The following is a 15342-nucleotide window of genomic DNA, read 5'->3' on the forward strand; positions in this document are numbered from 1 at the left end:
CCCTAGCGCCTGCCGCCGCCACGACCGCCGCCACCGCCGCGCATCCCGCCGCCGCCGCTCGGACGATTGAACCCTGAGGACTGCACGCTGGAGCGGCCGCGACTCGCGTCGCGCTGGGTGGCACCGCCGCCGCCCACACCCTGGAAGGCGCCATCACGTCCGCCTCCGCCGCCGTAGCTTCCGCCGCCGCCGCCGCCAAACCCGCCACCGCCTGCCCCGGTGCTCACGCGATTGCTGACGCCGGCATTGTTAGCCACACCGCCGCGATTGCCTCCGGCACCGTTATTACCGATGTTCCCGCGATTGCCGCCCGCACCGTTATTGCCGATGTTCCCGCGATTGCCGCCCGCACCGTTATCGCCGAGATTCCCGCGATTACCGCCCGCACCGTTATTGCCAACGTTCCCGCGATTGCCACCCGCCCCGTTGTCGGCGATGTTCGCGCGATTGCCGACACTCGCGTTATTGCCCGCGCCGCCGCGATTGCCGAGATTGCCCTGATTCCCGCGGTTTCCATTGCCGAGGCCCTGTCCGCCTGCGCCGCCGCCCGTGCGGTTGCCGGCGCGGTCGGCCACGCTGGCGCCGTTCTGGCCGTTGCGGCCGCGATAGTCGCGGCGGCCGTCGGCGCCCGCCACGTTGTTGCCGAATTTCTCGCGCGTAGCGTTGTCACGGTATGCAACGCCCTGGCGATGGCTCGCATCGTGCTGCCACTTGCCTCCCTGGACCTTCGTGCTGTCGAAGTTGCGATTGACGTTTCGCGCCTTGTCCACGTTGATGTTGACGTCGCCGCCGCCCCAGTTGCAGTTGCCGAAGATCGCGCCCGCGGCAGCGAGCCCGACGCCCCACGCGAAGCCGGTCATCAGCGCGCCGCCGGGATAGTAGGCGGGATAGGGTGGCCAGGCGTACGGCGGGTAAGCGGGGTAGCTCCATGCGCCGTACACGACCGTGGGGTTGTACGCGGGCACGTAGATCACCTCGGGGTTGGCAGGCTCGATCTTCACAATGGTCTGGCCGCCTTGGGCGGGCGGCTGTTCGACCACGACCTTCTGCTGTTCGTTGCTCTTCAGGTTGCCCGAGTCCTGCGCGCGCGCACGCAGGCGCTGCACGGCGGCGAGCACATCCTTTTCCTGCGCGAGGAAGGCGTCACCGAGCTTCTGGGTCCAGTCGAGCTTGTCGTTCATCGGCTCGAGCGCCTGCGGGAACGCAACGAGCGATTTCACGCTCGTGTCCCACGGCTGGTCCTGGACGGCCTTGACGGCATCGTCGCCCTTCACCTTCGGATGCTCCTTGACCCAGCGCGCCGCGTGCACGATTTCCAGCGGGTAAGTCGACGCCATGAGGACTTGCGCCAGCACCGAATCTGGATAAAGCGCAATCGGCGCGACGAGCGCTTCGAGTTCCTCGGGTTTGTAGGGGGCGGGCTGCGGCGCATCTTGCGCGCGCACCGCCTGAGTGCCTGCCAGGAGCAACGCGAGCACGAGCAGGCAGACCGTGTGCGTGCGTTGTTTGATCCAAGAGGTCATGGCCGATCCTTCCATTCGTTTGCTCAACCGCACTGCGGGACGGATAGCGACAACGTGAAGGGGCGAGCGCGTGAGCGCGCATTCTTTTTCGAGTGTGGCGAGGCGGGGAGGCCCACGGGTATAGTCCGGTAAGCCGCTCTGTGCTGGCAATCGGACCAGAGTCCTATTGACAGCGCAATGGTGGCGCAACGATTCTATTCGTTCGTCAAGGCTGGCAGCGGCGATACCGGGAGACTCAAAATGAAAATGCGTTTTGCTGCGCCGTGTGCGATGGCGCTCCTGCTTTGTGCGCCCGTTTTCATGTCCGAAGTATTTGCGCAGGCGGGAACGATGGGTACGAAGCAGATGCGGGACGTGCAGCGCAAGGCGGAGCACAAGGCTCGCTCGAACCAGGCCCAGCAACATAGCCAGCAAAATTCGACGCAGCACCATGCGGCGAGCGCAGCCGCGCCAGCTTCGGCGCCTTGATCGACAACGGTACTGGACGAACTGTCACATGTTGAAAGTGTGACGGACGCTGCACGGCCGTTTAGCGCGTCTCCAATCGAAATAATGGCTGCGGTTATTTCATAAAAAACATAATAGATAATTCACACGACAAAAGACACGGCTGTTATTCATTTTGAATAAAAATGATTGCGCGTGCCATTATCAAAAGCGAATAAAACGTTCGCAAATATATTCCGCAAATAGTCAGTGTATATGAGTGCTTGCAAGCGCATTCAAGGCCTGGCGCGCCTAAAAGGCGATGTATGCGGAAAAAGTTATCGAAAACAATTGCGCGCAGAACGAATCATCGGCAATTTCTTTCATATAATAAACGCGCGGCGAAAGCGTACAGCGAAGCGGTTCCGCAATCATGATCCCATCCATTGTTTTCTTCAACGACTGACTCATTTTCCGCAGCTGCCGGAGCGTTCTTCGAAAATGAAAACCAGGCGGTAGTCAGTATTGGGGTGCAACCTGCCCCGCAAACGGCCGGAATTCTGGTGCTCGTCAAATCCGCCCCGCTCAGGCGCTGAAGCGTTCGAAGCGTTTCGCACGCCGGAGCAGGGTAGCGTAGTCGGAGGACACCGTGATCAGGGCAGACATGGGGAACGAAAAACTAAAACTGAACAGGTCGAGAGCCGAGCACGCGGCGGCGAGCCTGCTGGCGTGGCTCGACAGGATGAAGCCACGCACGCTACCGAACGGGCGGGCATTGGCCGCGCGCAGTAGCGGCCACGTATCGGCGCAGGCCACGCAAGACATTGCGCAAAGCCTGCGCAGCGTCCTTGAAGTGGTGCCTGCGGCGGCGCTCGTGATCGACGAAGCGGGCAGCGTTGCCTGGGCAAATGGCATGGCTACGCGAGTACTCGGCTACGCCTTGGGCGAGTTGATCGGCATGCGTATCGAGGCCGTGCTCGTGGCCTGGCGGCAAGGCGCGGGCCCCGTATCGTTCGCCGCGTTGAAGACCGGGCAAGGCCGGCCGCATAGCGAGACGCGCGTGGCCATTGCGCGCGCGAAGAACGGCGCCGATCTCGACGTGCATGTGAGCGCTTCGGCGTCGCTCGCGGCCGGACCGGCGGCGCGCATGGTGGTCGTCATCGAACCGGAAGGTCACGACACGATGCCCGCGGAAGCCGGCAGCGAACCACGCCGGCTGCGTCGGGAACGGGCGTCCGAAGTGGGCGACATGGCCGCCGCGCTCGCGCACGAAGTCGATCAGCCGCTCACGGCCATTCTCAGCAACGCGCAGGCGGCGCAACGGTTTCTCGCGCAGAAGCCGCCGGCCATGAGCGACCTGCGGGAACTGCTTGGCGAGGTCGTCTCCGATAGCACGCGTGCGCACGCGATCATCCGCAAGATGCGCCAGTCCGCGCGCTGCGAGCCGCCCGAGATGTGTCCTGTCGATGTCGGCAGCCTCGTGCGCGACGTGGTTCGCCTGCTGCGCCGTGAGACGGAAAGCTGTGGCGCGGCAGTGGGCGCGCGTATCGAAGACGGCCTGCCGCAAGTGCACGGCGATGCGGTTCAACTGCAGCAGGTGCTCGTCAATTTGCTCTTGAATGCGCTCGATGCGGTGCACGACTGCCGCGCGGAAGATCGCAGGGTGTGCATCTTCGTGACGGCAAGCGAGGATCGCGGCAAGGTGCGCCTCGCCATCCGCGATCATGGGCCGGGTGTCGATGCCGACCGGCTCGTCACGCTGTTCAAGCCGTTCATGACGTCCAAGCCGCAAGGGCTGGGTCTCGGCCTCTCGATCAGCCGCACCATCGTGATGGCGCACGGCGGCCAGCTATGGGCCGAGCGCAACGCCGATAGCGGCCTGACGTTCCATATCGAACTTCCCGCGGAGGGCGCGTGCGTGCAGACGAACACGCGTTTTTCACCATGAACTCGCCCACTTCCATTGTGTTCGTCGTGGACGACGACGAGCACGTTCGCAACGCACTATGCCGCTTGCTGCGATCCGGCGGGTATACGGCAGAGGCCTACGGAAGCGCCAGCGCCTTCCTGCACGGCGCGGATCTGGCGAGTGCGCCGGCGTGCCTGCTGCTCGATCTCCAGTTGCCCGACTTGAGCGGCATTGAATTGCAGCAGCGACTCGAGGGCAGGGTGCCGATCGTCTTCGTATCGGCCCACGGCGACATGGGCACGGCGGTCCAGGCGATGAAGGCTGGCGCATCGGATTTCCTGACGAAGCCGATCGACGCGCGCGTGCTGTTCGAAGCCACGTCGCGCGCGCTCGAACGTGCCTGCCATCTCTACGAACAACGCGAGCACCGCGCGGAGATCCAGCGCCGGGTGGAAAAACTCACGCCGCGCGAGCGCGAGGTGATGGCGCTCGTGGTGACTGGCCGGCCGAACAAGCTCGTGGCCGACGAACTGGGCGCGGCGGAGAAGACGATCAAGATTCACCGCGCGCGCGTCATGGAGAAGATGAAGGCGAATTCGCTTGCCGACCTGGTGCGACTCATGACCACGTTCGATGCCGACGCGCCCGAGTTGCATCCGCTTCCGCATACAGGCTGAGGGGCCAAGGGGCTAAGCGGTAGCAGGGCAGCCGCGCCGCAGCCCCGTCACTTCAAATGGCTATTGCGCCAGTCGCGCGGCGTCATGCCAAAGCGCGCGCTGAACCAGTTCGTGAACGAGCCCTGCTGCGCGTAGCCGAGCAAGTCGGAAACGCGCCCGATAGGGTAGCGCGGGTTGCTCATGTAGCGCACGGCAAGTTCGCCGCGCACTTCCTCCACGAGCCGCGTGAAGCTCGTATCGGCGCCCCCGAGCTGGCGCTGCATCGTGCGCACGCTCAGCCGCAGATGCGCGGCCACCCCTTCGACGGTGGCCTGCTCGAGCGGCAGCAGCAGGTAGATCGCCTTGCGCACCTCGAGCGCCGTGGAATCGACGCCCGTTACGTTGAGCGATTCGGCGAGGCTCTCCGCGTAGCGCACCAGCTCCGGGTCGGCGGCGGGGTTCGGGTAGTCGAGATCGGCGGCCGTGCATACGATGCCGTTGAAGTCGCTGCCGAATTCCAGCGGACAGCCGAAAAAACGCCGATGAAACGTGAGACTGGGCGGCGCCCGGTGAACGAAGTGCACCGCGCGCGGTTTCCAGTGGTCGCCGAGCAGTGCGCTGGAGTGGCGCGCGAGCACGCCCACCGCGAGTTCGATGGCCTGGTTCGTGGGAATGCCCGGCTCGACCACCAGTTCCTCGCGGATAGTGACTGTCGCGCCCGCATCCTCGACATACACGGCAAGCGCCTCGTTGAGCAGGTGCCGGAATTCGGCGGTCGCGAGCAGCACTTCACGCAGCGTGCGCTTGTGCGCGAGCAGAATGTTGACCACGCCGCTGCCGAACTTGTGCCGGACCTCGGCCATCTGGAGCGCGAAAGTCGGGCACGATGCCTTTTCGGCCGAGCGCTCCAGCAACAGGCAGGCCGCGGCGACGGGAATGCGGTCGTCGGGGTTCGCGAGCGCCGCGGCGTCGATTCCCACCTCGTGGGCAAGCTCGACCGGGTTCAGCCCTACGCGTTTCGCGATGTCGAAATACCCGCTCATCGACACCGAACTCGCCGTTGTCTCCATTGTCGTGTCTCCTCCTTGCTGCGGTCTTGCCGTGCCTCGTCGCCCGTCAATCATGGGCTTGAGCTTATGTCGGTGTTAACGCCTGGTGGCGCGAAAAGCTAAAACGATGGCGCGCGATCAGAAAAGTGTAGCGCAGGTTTGCCGTATCGTGCATCTCAACGGATCAGCCAAGTTCCGAGCGTTATTTCAGGCTCCTGGCCATGTTGCCAAACGTTGAAATACCGTCCCCCATATTGGAGAACACGATGCAATTCCTCGACGATTCGCTGCACCCCGAGAACCAGGACAAGGTTGTGATTACCACCGCGCCGTATGGCCCGGAATGGATGCCCGAAGACTTTCCGGAAGACATTCCGGTGACGATGGACGAACAGATCCAGAAGGCCGTCGACTGCTACAACGCGGGCGCAACGGTGCTGCATCTGCACGTGCGTGAACTCGACGGCAAGGGCTCCAAGCGCCTCTCGAAGTTCAACGAGCTGATCGCAGGCGTGCGCGCCGCGGTGCCGGACATGATCATCCAGGTCGGCGGTTCGATCTCGTTCGCGCCGGAAGACGAAGGCGAAGCGGCGAAGTGGCTCTCGGACGACACGCGTCACATGCTGGCCGATCTCGAGCCGAAGCCGGACCAGGTGACCGTGGCGATCAACACCACGCAGATGAACATCATGGAGCTGCTCTACCCGGAATACCTGGCCGGCACCTCGCTCTCCAACCCGGCGTTCATGGCCGCGTATAGCGAAATGACGGTCCCCGCCGGTCCGGCATGGGTCGAGGAGCATCTGCGCCGTCTGCAGGCTTCGGGCATCCAGCCGCACTTCCAGCTCACGGGCATCCACGCGCTCGAAACGCTCGACCGCCTCGTGCGCAAGGGCGTGTACAAGGGTCCGCTGAACCTCACGTGGATCGGCATCGGCGGCGGCTTCGACGGCCCGAACCCGTTCAACTTCTTCAACTTCGTGCATCGCGCGCCGGATGGCTGCACGATCACGGCGGAATCGCTGCTCAAGAACGTGCTGCCGTTCAACATGATGGCGATGTCCATGGGCCTGCATCCGCGCTGCGGCATTGAAGACACGATCATCGACCAGCACGGCAAGCGCTTCACGTCCGTGCAGCAGATCGAGCAGTGCGTGCGCGTGGCGCACGAGCTGGGCCGCGAAATTGCCACGGGCAAGGAAGCGCGCGAGATCTACAAGATCGGCGTGCAGTATGAAACGGTCGAAGAGACGCTTGCAGCGAACGGCATGGCGCCGAACCGTGTGTCCGGCGTGAAAAACCTGCCGCTGCGCGCGGCGTAATGGCAGTGGGGTCCGGCGCGCGCATAGGCTTGTGCCGGGCCTCGAAACGGGTGTTTGGCGCTTGCGTCATACCTGCTGGAAACTGAGAGAACAACGGAACCCGACGAAGAGCGGGCTACCACGGAGACAACCCATGCTCACGCATGCCGAGCCCACCGCGGGCGAATTGACGACGACCAGGACGAGCGTGCCCGCTTACGCGTGGGTGGTGTTCGCCTTGACGGTCGGGCTGCTGCTTTCGGACTACATGTCGCGGCAGGTCCTGAATGCAGTGTTCCCGCTGCTCAAGACCACATGGAATCTTTCGGATACGCGGCTCGGCTCGCTGAGCAGCGTGGTCGCGCTGATGGTGGGCGTGCTCACGTTTCCGCTGTCGGTGCTCGCCGACCGCTGGGGCCGCGTGAAGAGCATCGTCCTGATGGCGGCGCTGTGGAGCATCGCCACGCTTGGCTGCGCGCTTTCGACAAACTACGGCGAAATGCTGCTTGCTCGCGCCTTCGTCGGCATCGGCGAAGCCGCTTATGGCAGCGTGGGGATTGCCGTTGTCCTGAGTATTTTTCCGGTGCGCCTGCGCTCCACGATTACGGGCGCGTTCATGGCGGGCGGCGCATTCGGCTCGGTGCTGGGCATGGCGCTGGGCGGCGCGGTGGCGGCGCAGCATGGCTGGCGCGCGGCATTTGGCGCGATGGCGGCGATGGGAATCGTGCTGGTCGTGATCTATCGCATCGTCGTCACGGAAAAGCGCATTGCCCCGCTGCAGCCGGCAAGCGTGAGCCGCGAGGCGAATGGCCTCGGGATGCGTATGAGCCTGCGCGCGCTGCTCAAGGGCCTGTTTTCCACGCGCTCCGTGGTGTGCGCGTATGTGGGCAGCGGCGTGCATCTGCTCGTGCCGGCGGCGGTGTGGAGCTGGCTGCCGAGCTTTTTGAACCGCTACTACGGCATGGCTACCGGCAAAGCGGCCGCGACCGCCGCAGTGTTCGTGCTGGTGACGGGCATTGGCATGGTGGTGTGCGGCAACCTCGCGGACCGCTTCAGCAAGGATAACGGCGCGCGCAAATGGAGCATCGCCATTGCGTACTGCCTGATCTGCTTCGCGCTGCTCACGGTCGGCTTGCACATGCCGGCCGGCCCGGCGCAACTGGTTCTGATCGGTGCGGCCATGTTCTTCTGCGCAGGCGCAGCGGGCCCTTCGGGCGCGATGGTGGCGAACCTCACGCCGCCTTCGATCCACGCCTCGGCGTTCGCCACGCTCACGCTGGCGAACAACCTGCTCGGCCTCGCGCCCGCCGCGGTGCTCACGGGCATTGCCGCCGACCATATCGGCCTGCTTGGCGCGCTGCAGCTCGTACCGTTTGCGCCGCTCGTGGCGGCAGCTGTTTTCCTGATCGGCAAGCGCAACTACGCTGTCGATCTGGATCGTGTGAACACACTGCGCGAAGAAGCCGGTGGGCACGCACAACGATGAATTTGAATTGGCAGTTTGAGTCGGCTTGACTGAGTTCGAGTCAACGCGTTTGAGTAAAGGATAGGAGATTGAACATGGCGAAAGCAGTGCGCTTCCACGAAACCGGCGGTCCCGAAGTCATGCGCTACGAGAGCGTCGAAGTGGGCGATCCCGGCCCCGGACAGGTCCGCCTGCGCCATGAGGCAGTCGGCCTGAATTTCGCGGATACCTACTTCCGCTCCGGCCTGTACCCCGTCCCGCTGCCTGCCGGCATGGGCGTGGAAGCCGCGGGCGTGGTCGAGGCCGTGGGCCCCGAAGTGAGCAACGTGGCGGTGGGCGACCGCGTGACCTACACCGGCTTCATCAACACGCTCGGCGCGTACAGCACCGAACGCCTGATGCCGGCGGCTCCGCTCATCAAGCTGCCCGATGCGATCACGTGCGAAACGGCGGCCGGCATGACCATGCGAGGCCTCACGTCGTCGTACCTCATGCGCCGCATCCACGACTTCAAGGCCGGCGACACGATCCTGCTGCACGCAGCGGCAGGCGGTGTCGGTCTGATCGTCTCGCAGTGGGCGAAACTGCTGGGCCTCACGGTGATCGGCACGGTGTCGAACGAGGCGAAGGGGGCAGTGGCGCGCGCGCATGGCTGCGATCACATCGTGTACTACGGCCGCGAAGATGTCGCGAAGCGCGTGCGCGAACTGACGAACGGCGTGGGCGTGAACGTAGTGTTCGACAGCGTGGGCAAGGATACCTTCGAGGCCTCGCTCGACTCGCTCAAGCGCCGCGGCCTGATGGTTTGCGTCGGCACGGCTTCCGGTCCGATTCCGCCGTTCAATCCGCAGATCCTCGCGATGAAGGGCTCGCTCTATCTCACGCGCCCGGCGCTGGCGGACTATATCGCCGATCCCGCGGAGAAGAACGAACTGGCCGGCGAGCTGTTCGGGCACGTCGCTGCGGGCCGCATCAAGATCGAACTGAACCAGCGTTACGCGCTGGAAGACGCGGTGCAGGCGCATCGCGACCTCGAAGCGCGCAAGACGACGGGGTCGTCGGTCTTCGTCATCTGAGGAGCGCAGCATGAAAGTCGAACAACTGACCTATGCCATCGGCGCGGAACTGACCGGCCTGAATCTCGCCGATGCCGTTCACGACGACGCACTCTTTGCCGAGATTCGCGCGGCGCTGCTCAAGCACCGCGTCCTGTTCCTGCGCGATCAGAACATCACGCGCTCCGAACACGTGGCGTTTGCGCGCCGCTTCGGCGAGCTGGAGGACCATCCGGTTGCCGGCAGCGACCCTGACCATCCGGGTCTCGTGCGCATCTACAAGAATCCGGACCAGCCCAACGACCGCTACGAAAACGCATGGCATGCAGATGCGACGTGGCGCGAGGCGCCGCAGTTCGGCGCGGTGCTGCGCTGCGTGGAGTGCCCGCCCGTGGGCGGCGACACGATGTGGGCGAACATGGTGCTCGCCTACGAGAAGCTGCCGGAACACGTGAAGGCGCAGATCGAAGGGCTGTACGCGCGCCACAGCATTGAGGCGAGCTTCGGCGCGGCCATGCCGATCGAGAAACGCCATGCCCTGAAGGCGCAATTTCCCGATGCCGAGCACCCGGTGGTGCGCACGCATCCGGAGACCGGCGAGAAGGTGCTGTTCGTGAGCGCGTTCGCGACGCACTTCACGAACTATCACACGCCCGAGCGCGTGCGCTTCGGGCAGGACGCCAATCCGGGCGCGGGCGACCTGCTGCGCTATCTCGTGAGCCAGGCCTATATTCCGGAGTACCAGGTACGCTGGCGCTGGAAGCCGAACAGCATCGCGATCTGGGACAACCGCAGCACCCAGCACTATGCGGTAATGGACTACCCGCCGTGTCACCGCAAGATGGAACGCGCCGGCATTATCGGCGACAAGCCGTACTGAAGCACGCAGGAGACCACAACAAATGACACTGAAGACCACACCGACCATCCTGATGGTCCCGGGGTTGCGCGACCACGTGGCGGAGCACTGGCAAACGTTGCTGCAGCAAAAGCTACCGAACGCGGCATCGGTGCCACCGCTCGAGCACGACAAGCTCAGCCGTGCGGCGCGCGTGGCCGCGCTCGACGCGGCGCTCGCGAAGATCGACGGTCCGGTCATTCTCGTCGCCCATAGCGCGGGCGTGATGATCACGGTGCACTGGGCGCAGCAGCACAGCCGCAAGATTCACGGCGCGCTGCTCGCCGCGCCGGCCGACCTCGAAACGCCGCTGCCGCCGGGCTATCCGGCATTCGATGCGCTGGCCGAGCACGGCTGGAACCCGATTCCGCGCAAGCCGCTGCCGTTCCCGAGCATCGTGGGCGCGAGCCGCAACGATCCGCTCGCGCGCTTCGAGCGCGTGGAGGCCATGGCGAAGGACTGGGGCAGCAGCCTCGTCGACCTGGGGGAAGTCGGTCATCTGAATCCCGCAGCGGGTTTTGGCGAATGGCCCATGGCCGAGATGTTGATCAATGAACTTGTCTGATCAAAAGTGGGCGGCGCAGGCGAGTCGCGATGCGGGCGAGCCGGGCGTGCTGACGATCGAAGCTTTCTTCGATCTCATCTGCCCGTGGTGCCTGATCGGCAAGCGCAATCTGGACGCAGCCATCGCGCGCTTCGCGAGTTCGCGGCCCGATGTGCGCGTGCGTGTGCAGTGGCGCTCGCATCAACTGCTGCCGTGGACGCCGCTCGAAGGCATGCCGTATCAGGCGTTCTATCGCGATCGCCTGGGCAGCGCCGAAGCGGTGGCTGCGCGGCGTGCGCAGGTGCAGCGCGCGGGACGCGACGCGGGTGTCGAGTTCGCATTCGATCGCATCGAGGTGCTGCCGAACACGGCTGCCGCGCACGACCTCGTGACGTTTGCAGCTAGCCGTGGCACGCGCGAGCAGAGTGCGGCGCTGATCGACCGTCTGCTCAAGGCTTATTTCATGGAAGGCCAGAACATCGGCGATTACGCGGTGCTCGAGCGCGTGGGTCTCGAATGCGGCCTCGAGCGCGAGAGCCTGGCGGCGCACATCGCAGCATCGCAACGCCTCGCGGACCCGACAGGTCAGCGCGCTCCCTACGCCGAGCCGCAGGTGAACGGCGTGCCGTATTTCGTGTTCAACACGGGTTATTCGCTCTCGGGCGTGTATTCGCCGGTGGCGATGGCCGGCGCGATGGCGCTGGCGGTCGCGCACTGAGGCGAGCTCAGGGAAGTCGAGGGGAATGGGAATGACACGTGAAGTACCGGTCGGCATGGCCGACGAACTTGCGCCGGGCCAGCGCAAACTGGTTTTCGTCGATGGCCGCAGCATCGTTCTGTTCAATATCGAAGGACAGATGCACGCGATCGACAATTCGTGCCCCCACAACGGCGCCTCGCTCGCGAGCGGCCCGCTCGAAGGATGCCTGTTGCGCTGCCCGGCGCATGGTCTGCGCTTCGACGTGCGCAGCGGCAGTATGCCGGGCCCGGGCGGACTGAAGCTCACGACATTTCCCGTGCGGGCCGTGGAAGGAAAGCTGCTGGTGAGCGTGATGGAAACGCCGGCTTCCAGCCAGGCATAGCCGCACGGCACGGCGTTCAAGAATCGCACACGAACACAAGTCACTTAGGATAGCAAACCATGCAAGGTCTGATGATGGGGCAACCGCTCCTGGTCGCTTCGCTGCTCAAGCACGCAGAACGCCATCACGGCGCGCGGGAAATCGTCTCGCGCCGTGTGGAAGGCGACATTCACCGCTACCGTTATCAGGATCTCGCGCAGCGCGCGCGCCGCATGGCGAATGCGCTGTCGAGCCTCCTCATTGCGCCGGGCGAGCGCGTGGGGACGCTGGCATGGAATGGCTACCGGCACATGGAGCTGTACTTCGCGGTATCGGGTTCGGGCGCGGTGCTGCACACGCTGAATCCGCGCCTGCATGCCGATCAGCTCGTGTACATCATCGAGCATGCGCAGGACCGCGTGATCTTCTTCGATCTCACGTTCCTGCCGCTCATCGAAAGCGTCGCGGCACGCGTGACGTGCCCGAAGTTCTTCATTGCCATGACCGATCGCGCGCATATGCCGCGCAGCCATAGCCTGGGATCGAGACTCCTCTGCTATGAGGACCTGATCGACAATCACACGGACAATTTCGAATGGCCGCTGCTCGATGAGAACAGCGCCTCGTCGCTCTGCTATACGTCGGGCACGACCGGCAATCCGAAAGGCGTGCTCTATAGCCACCGCTCGACGCTGCTGCACACCTACGCGGCGGCGCTGCCCGATGCGCTGAACTGCTCGGCGCGCGACACGATCCTGCCGGTGGTGCCGATGTTCCATGTGAACGCGTGGGGCCTGCCGTACATTGCCTGCATGACCGGTGCGAAGCTCGTGTTTCCGGGCCCGGCGCTCGATGGAAAGTCGCTGTATCAACTGATCGAGGAAGAGCAGGTCACGGTGTCGGCCGGCGTTCCGACCGTGTGGCAGGGGCTGCTCTCGCACGTCGAATCGGTGGCGGGTTCGTTCTCCGCCATGCGCCGCACGATCATTGGCGGCGCGCCGTGCCCGACCGCGATGACCCAGGCGTTCCAGAAGCGTCATCACGTCGACGTGCTGCACGCATGGGGCATGACGGAGCTGAGCCCGGTTGGCACGGTGTGCAGCTTCAAGGCGCATCAGGTCGATCTGGCCGAAGACGAGCGCTATGCGCTTCAGGCGAAGCAGGGGCGCTCGGTGTTCGGCATCGACATGAAGATCGTCGACGCCGCGGGCGAGGAGCTGCCCTGGGACGGCAATGCCGCGGGCGACCTGCAGGTGCGCGGCCACTGGGTCGCGAGCGAATACTTTGGCGGCGACTACGCCTCGCCGCTGCAGGGCGGCTGGTTCCCGACCGGCGACGTGGCGAAGATCGATGCCGACGGCTTCATGCAGATCGTGGATCGCAGCAAGGACGTCATCAAGTCGGGCGGCGAATGGATCAGTTCCGCCGACATCGAAAACGTCGCGAGCCTGCACCCCGAAGTCGCGACCGCGGTGTGCATTGCGGCGCGCCACCCGAAGTGGGACGAACGGCCGCTCTTGCTGATCGTGAAGAAGCCGGGCAGCGCGCTCGAGGCGGACGACCTGCTTTCGTTCTTCGACGGCCGCGTGGCGAAATGGTGGAAGCCCGACGCCGTGCTTTTCATCGATTGCGTGCCGATTGGCGCGACGGGCAAGGTGCTCAAGAACCAGTTGCGCGACCAATACGGCGGCCACTACTTGCAAGCTGGTTAAGGTCCCCGGTCACAGATTTTCGTTCAGGCAATACCCTTCATGTAATACCCATCAGGCAACAAAAAAAGGCGCCGGGACCAACCGGCAGCCACACACACGGAGAGAGGCAATGAAATTGAAGTTCGGCAGCGTGGCAGCGTTGGCCCTGTTCGCCAGTGCGGCGCATGCGCAATCGTCGGTCACGCTTTATGGCGTGGTGGACTCTGGTTTGCTCTACCAGAGCACATCGGCGCAGCATGCCTTCGCGCCCAAGACAGTGGGCGGCAAACTTTTCAACGGCAACGCGGGCTCTATTTTTGCGCTCAAGGACGGTGGCATCTACTCGAGCATCTTCGGTATGAAGGGCACGGAAGACCTTGGCGGCGGATACGCGGCCAACTTCAAGCTGCAGGGATCGTTCAACAGCTCCACGGGGCAGACGGGACTGAACAGTTCAGCAACTGCGTCCGCGATGTTCAACCAGGTCACCACCGTTGGCGTGTCGGGCCCGTTCGGCAAGATCGACTTCGGCCGCCAGTTTGCACCGATGGCCTACGCGATGGCCGAAACGGACGTGCGCAATGCGCAGTACTTCGGCAGCACGCTGACTGCCTGGCTGACCATGAACACGATGTCGGGTTGGGCGGGGAACAACACGAACGCGCAGATTGGCGCGCTCTATGACGACAATGCGATCGTCTACAATTCGCCGTCGTTTTACGGTCTTTCTACCGCACTCGAGTACGCGCCCGGCGGCGTGGCAGGGCAGCTCCAGGGCGGTACGCGCGAGTCGGCCATCCTCAAGTATTCGGGCTTTGGCCTGAACGCTGATGCCGTCTATTACAACGGTCACGATGCGAACCCGTACGGGTACACGAACCCGCCGACTGCCACTCCGGCAACCGGCCTGAACAACAACCGCTTCGTCTATTTTGGCGCGAAATACACGTGGCACGGTTTCTCGGTCTCCGGCTCGTTCGCTAACGGCCGCAATCCGGCCAACACGAATGGCGTACCGAAGTCGCTGACTGTGTCCGGTGATTTCGACATGTGGACGGGCGGTCTTGGCTATCGCTTCTCGCCGGCGTTCGACGTCACCTCGGGCGTGTACTACCTGAAGGACAACCGGAACAACGCAAACCAGTCGACCGCCTACGTCATCGGCGCCGACTACAGCCTCACGAGGCGCACGCAGGTTTATGCCCAGGCCGGTTATGTGTCCAACCGCGGCCAGATGAACCAGGAGCTCATCTACGGGACGCCGGTCGCCCCGGGTCGCAACACCACGGCCGTCAACGTCGGCCTGCGCCACACCTTCTAAGTCGTATCCGGCCGCATAACAACATTTCACGGAGTAGCAGTACCCACTGGAGTATGGAATGAACACACTTACCAAGACCCTCAGTCTTGCGATCGTCACGCTGCTCGCCACGGCGTCCCTGAACGCGTCGGCCCAAGCCGAGGCCAGCGCGCCCAGCGCTACGGCTTCGGCGGCGGCCAGCGCCGAGGCACCCGCGACTCCGAGCAACACCAAGCTACGGCGCGCGGTGTACCGCGCGCTCGCGAAGCACAAGGAAATTCACGGTGGCAGTATCGGCGTCACCGCCAAAAATGGGGCGATTACGCTCAATGGCACTGTCACGGATGCGGCGCAGGTCGACAGAGCCGCCGAGATCGCCAAGGGCGTTCCTGGCGTGACCTCGGTGACGAACAAGCTGACGGTTCAGAAACCATTAGGCGGCATGTGAGCCGTCACAAGAGGCG

15 protein-coding genes are annotated in these 15342 nt (G+C 64.2%); 13 read left to right on the forward strand and 2 right to left on the reverse strand.

All coding sequences use genetic code 11. The annotated features are described in order from the left end of the window. Positions 1–2: 2 nt before the first annotated feature. Positions 3–1523, reverse strand: a complete 1521-nt coding sequence (locus tag E1N52_RS12255; RefSeq protein WP_133183054.1) for a DUF3300 domain-containing protein — start codon at positions 1521–1523, stop codon at positions 3–5. Positions 1524–1763: 240 nt separating this feature from the next. On the opposite strand from E1N52_RS12255, the gene E1N52_RS12260 reads away from it, so the two are divergent. The 3 genes from E1N52_RS12260 to E1N52_RS12270 all read left to right on the forward strand — a co-directional run bounded on the left by E1N52_RS12260 (position 1764) and on the right by E1N52_RS12270 (position 4535). Then, on the forward strand, positions 1764–1991 hold the full coding sequence (locus tag E1N52_RS12260; protein ID WP_133183055.1) for a hypothetical protein: 228 nt from the start codon (positions 1764–1766) through the stop codon (positions 1989–1991). A gap of 607 nt (positions 1992–2598) precedes the next feature. After that, the gene (locus tag E1N52_RS12265; RefSeq protein WP_133183056.1) at positions 2599–3897 is read left to right on the forward strand and encodes a two-component system sensor histidine kinase NtrB; all 1299 of its coding nucleotides are present in this window, start codon (positions 2599–2601) and stop codon (positions 3895–3897) included. Next, a complete protein-coding gene (locus E1N52_RS12270) occupies positions 3894–4535 on the forward strand; it encodes a response regulator transcription factor (protein WP_133183057.1) in 642 nt (213 codons plus the stop codon). Before E1N52_RS12265 ends, E1N52_RS12270 begins: the two co-directional genes overlap by 4 nt. Positions 4536–4582: 47 nt before the next feature. On the opposite strand, the gene E1N52_RS12275 is transcribed toward E1N52_RS12270, so the two are convergent. Further along, positions 4583–5584 carry an AraC family transcriptional regulator gene (locus E1N52_RS12275; RefSeq protein WP_133183058.1) on the reverse strand — a complete coding sequence of 334 codons (1002 nt, stop codon included), beginning with the start codon at positions 5582–5584 and terminating at the stop codon, positions 4583–4585. A 245-nt stretch (positions 5585–5829) separates the two neighbouring features. On the opposite strand from E1N52_RS12275, the gene E1N52_RS12280 reads away from it, so the two are divergent. The 10 genes from E1N52_RS12280 (at position 5830) to E1N52_RS12325 (ending at position 15326) form a co-directional block, all read left to right on the forward strand. After that, positions 5830–6885: a beta-keto acid cleavage family enzyme gene (locus E1N52_RS12280; RefSeq protein WP_133183059.1), complete on the forward strand. Its 1056-nt coding sequence runs from the start codon at positions 5830–5832 to the stop codon at positions 6883–6885. 133 nt (positions 6886–7018) lie between these two features. Then, positions 7019–8350 (forward strand): MFS transporter, encoded by a 1332-nt coding sequence (locus E1N52_RS12285; protein ID WP_133183060.1) that lies wholly within the window; start codon positions 7019–7021, stop codon positions 8348–8350. A 74-nt stretch (positions 8351–8424) separates the two neighbouring features. Continuing rightward, positions 8425–9405 (forward strand): quinone oxidoreductase family protein, encoded by a 981-nt coding sequence (locus E1N52_RS12290; protein ID WP_133183061.1) that lies wholly within the window; start codon positions 8425–8427, stop codon positions 9403–9405. 10 nt (positions 9406–9415) lie between these two features. Beyond that, complete coding sequence (locus tag E1N52_RS12295) at positions 9416–10264, forward strand: TauD/TfdA dioxygenase family protein (RefSeq protein WP_133183062.1); 849 nt, start codon at positions 9416–9418, stop codon at positions 10262–10264. Between the two features lie 22 nt (positions 10265–10286). Further along, entirely contained in the window at positions 10287–10847 is a 561-nt protein-coding gene (locus E1N52_RS12300; RefSeq protein ID WP_133183063.1) for an RBBP9/YdeN family alpha/beta hydrolase, read from the forward strand. Further along, positions 10834–11544 (forward strand): DsbA family oxidoreductase, encoded by a 711-nt coding sequence (locus E1N52_RS12305; RefSeq protein ID WP_133183064.1) that lies wholly within the window; start codon positions 10834–10836, stop codon positions 11542–11544. The genes E1N52_RS12300 and E1N52_RS12305 overlap by 14 nt, the downstream gene beginning before the upstream one ends. 31 nt (positions 11545–11575) lie before the next feature. After that, positions 11576–11908 (forward strand): Rieske (2Fe-2S) protein, encoded by a 333-nt coding sequence (locus E1N52_RS12310; RefSeq protein WP_133183065.1) that lies wholly within the window; start codon positions 11576–11578, stop codon positions 11906–11908. A 59-nt stretch (positions 11909–11967) separates the two neighbouring features. After that, positions 11968–13599 carry a 3-(methylthio)propionyl-CoA ligase gene (locus tag E1N52_RS12315; protein WP_133183066.1) on the forward strand — a complete coding sequence of 544 codons (1632 nt, stop codon included), beginning with the start codon at positions 11968–11970 and terminating at the stop codon, positions 13597–13599. A gap of 109 nt (positions 13600–13708) precedes the next feature. Continuing rightward, positions 13709–14899 (forward strand): porin, encoded by a 1191-nt coding sequence (locus E1N52_RS12320; RefSeq protein ID WP_133183067.1) that lies wholly within the window; start codon positions 13709–13711, stop codon positions 14897–14899. A gap of 58 nt (positions 14900–14957) precedes the next feature. After that, positions 14958–15326, forward strand: a complete 369-nt coding sequence (locus E1N52_RS12325) for a BON domain-containing protein (RefSeq protein WP_133183068.1) — start codon at positions 14958–14960, stop codon at positions 15324–15326. The last annotated feature ends 16 nt before the right edge of the window (positions 15327–15342 follow it).

Source organism: Paraburkholderia guartelaensis (assembly GCF_004353905.1).
In the GTDB taxonomy this organism is placed as follows: domain Bacteria; phylum Pseudomonadota; class Gammaproteobacteria; order Burkholderiales; family Burkholderiaceae; genus Paraburkholderia; species Paraburkholderia guartelaensis.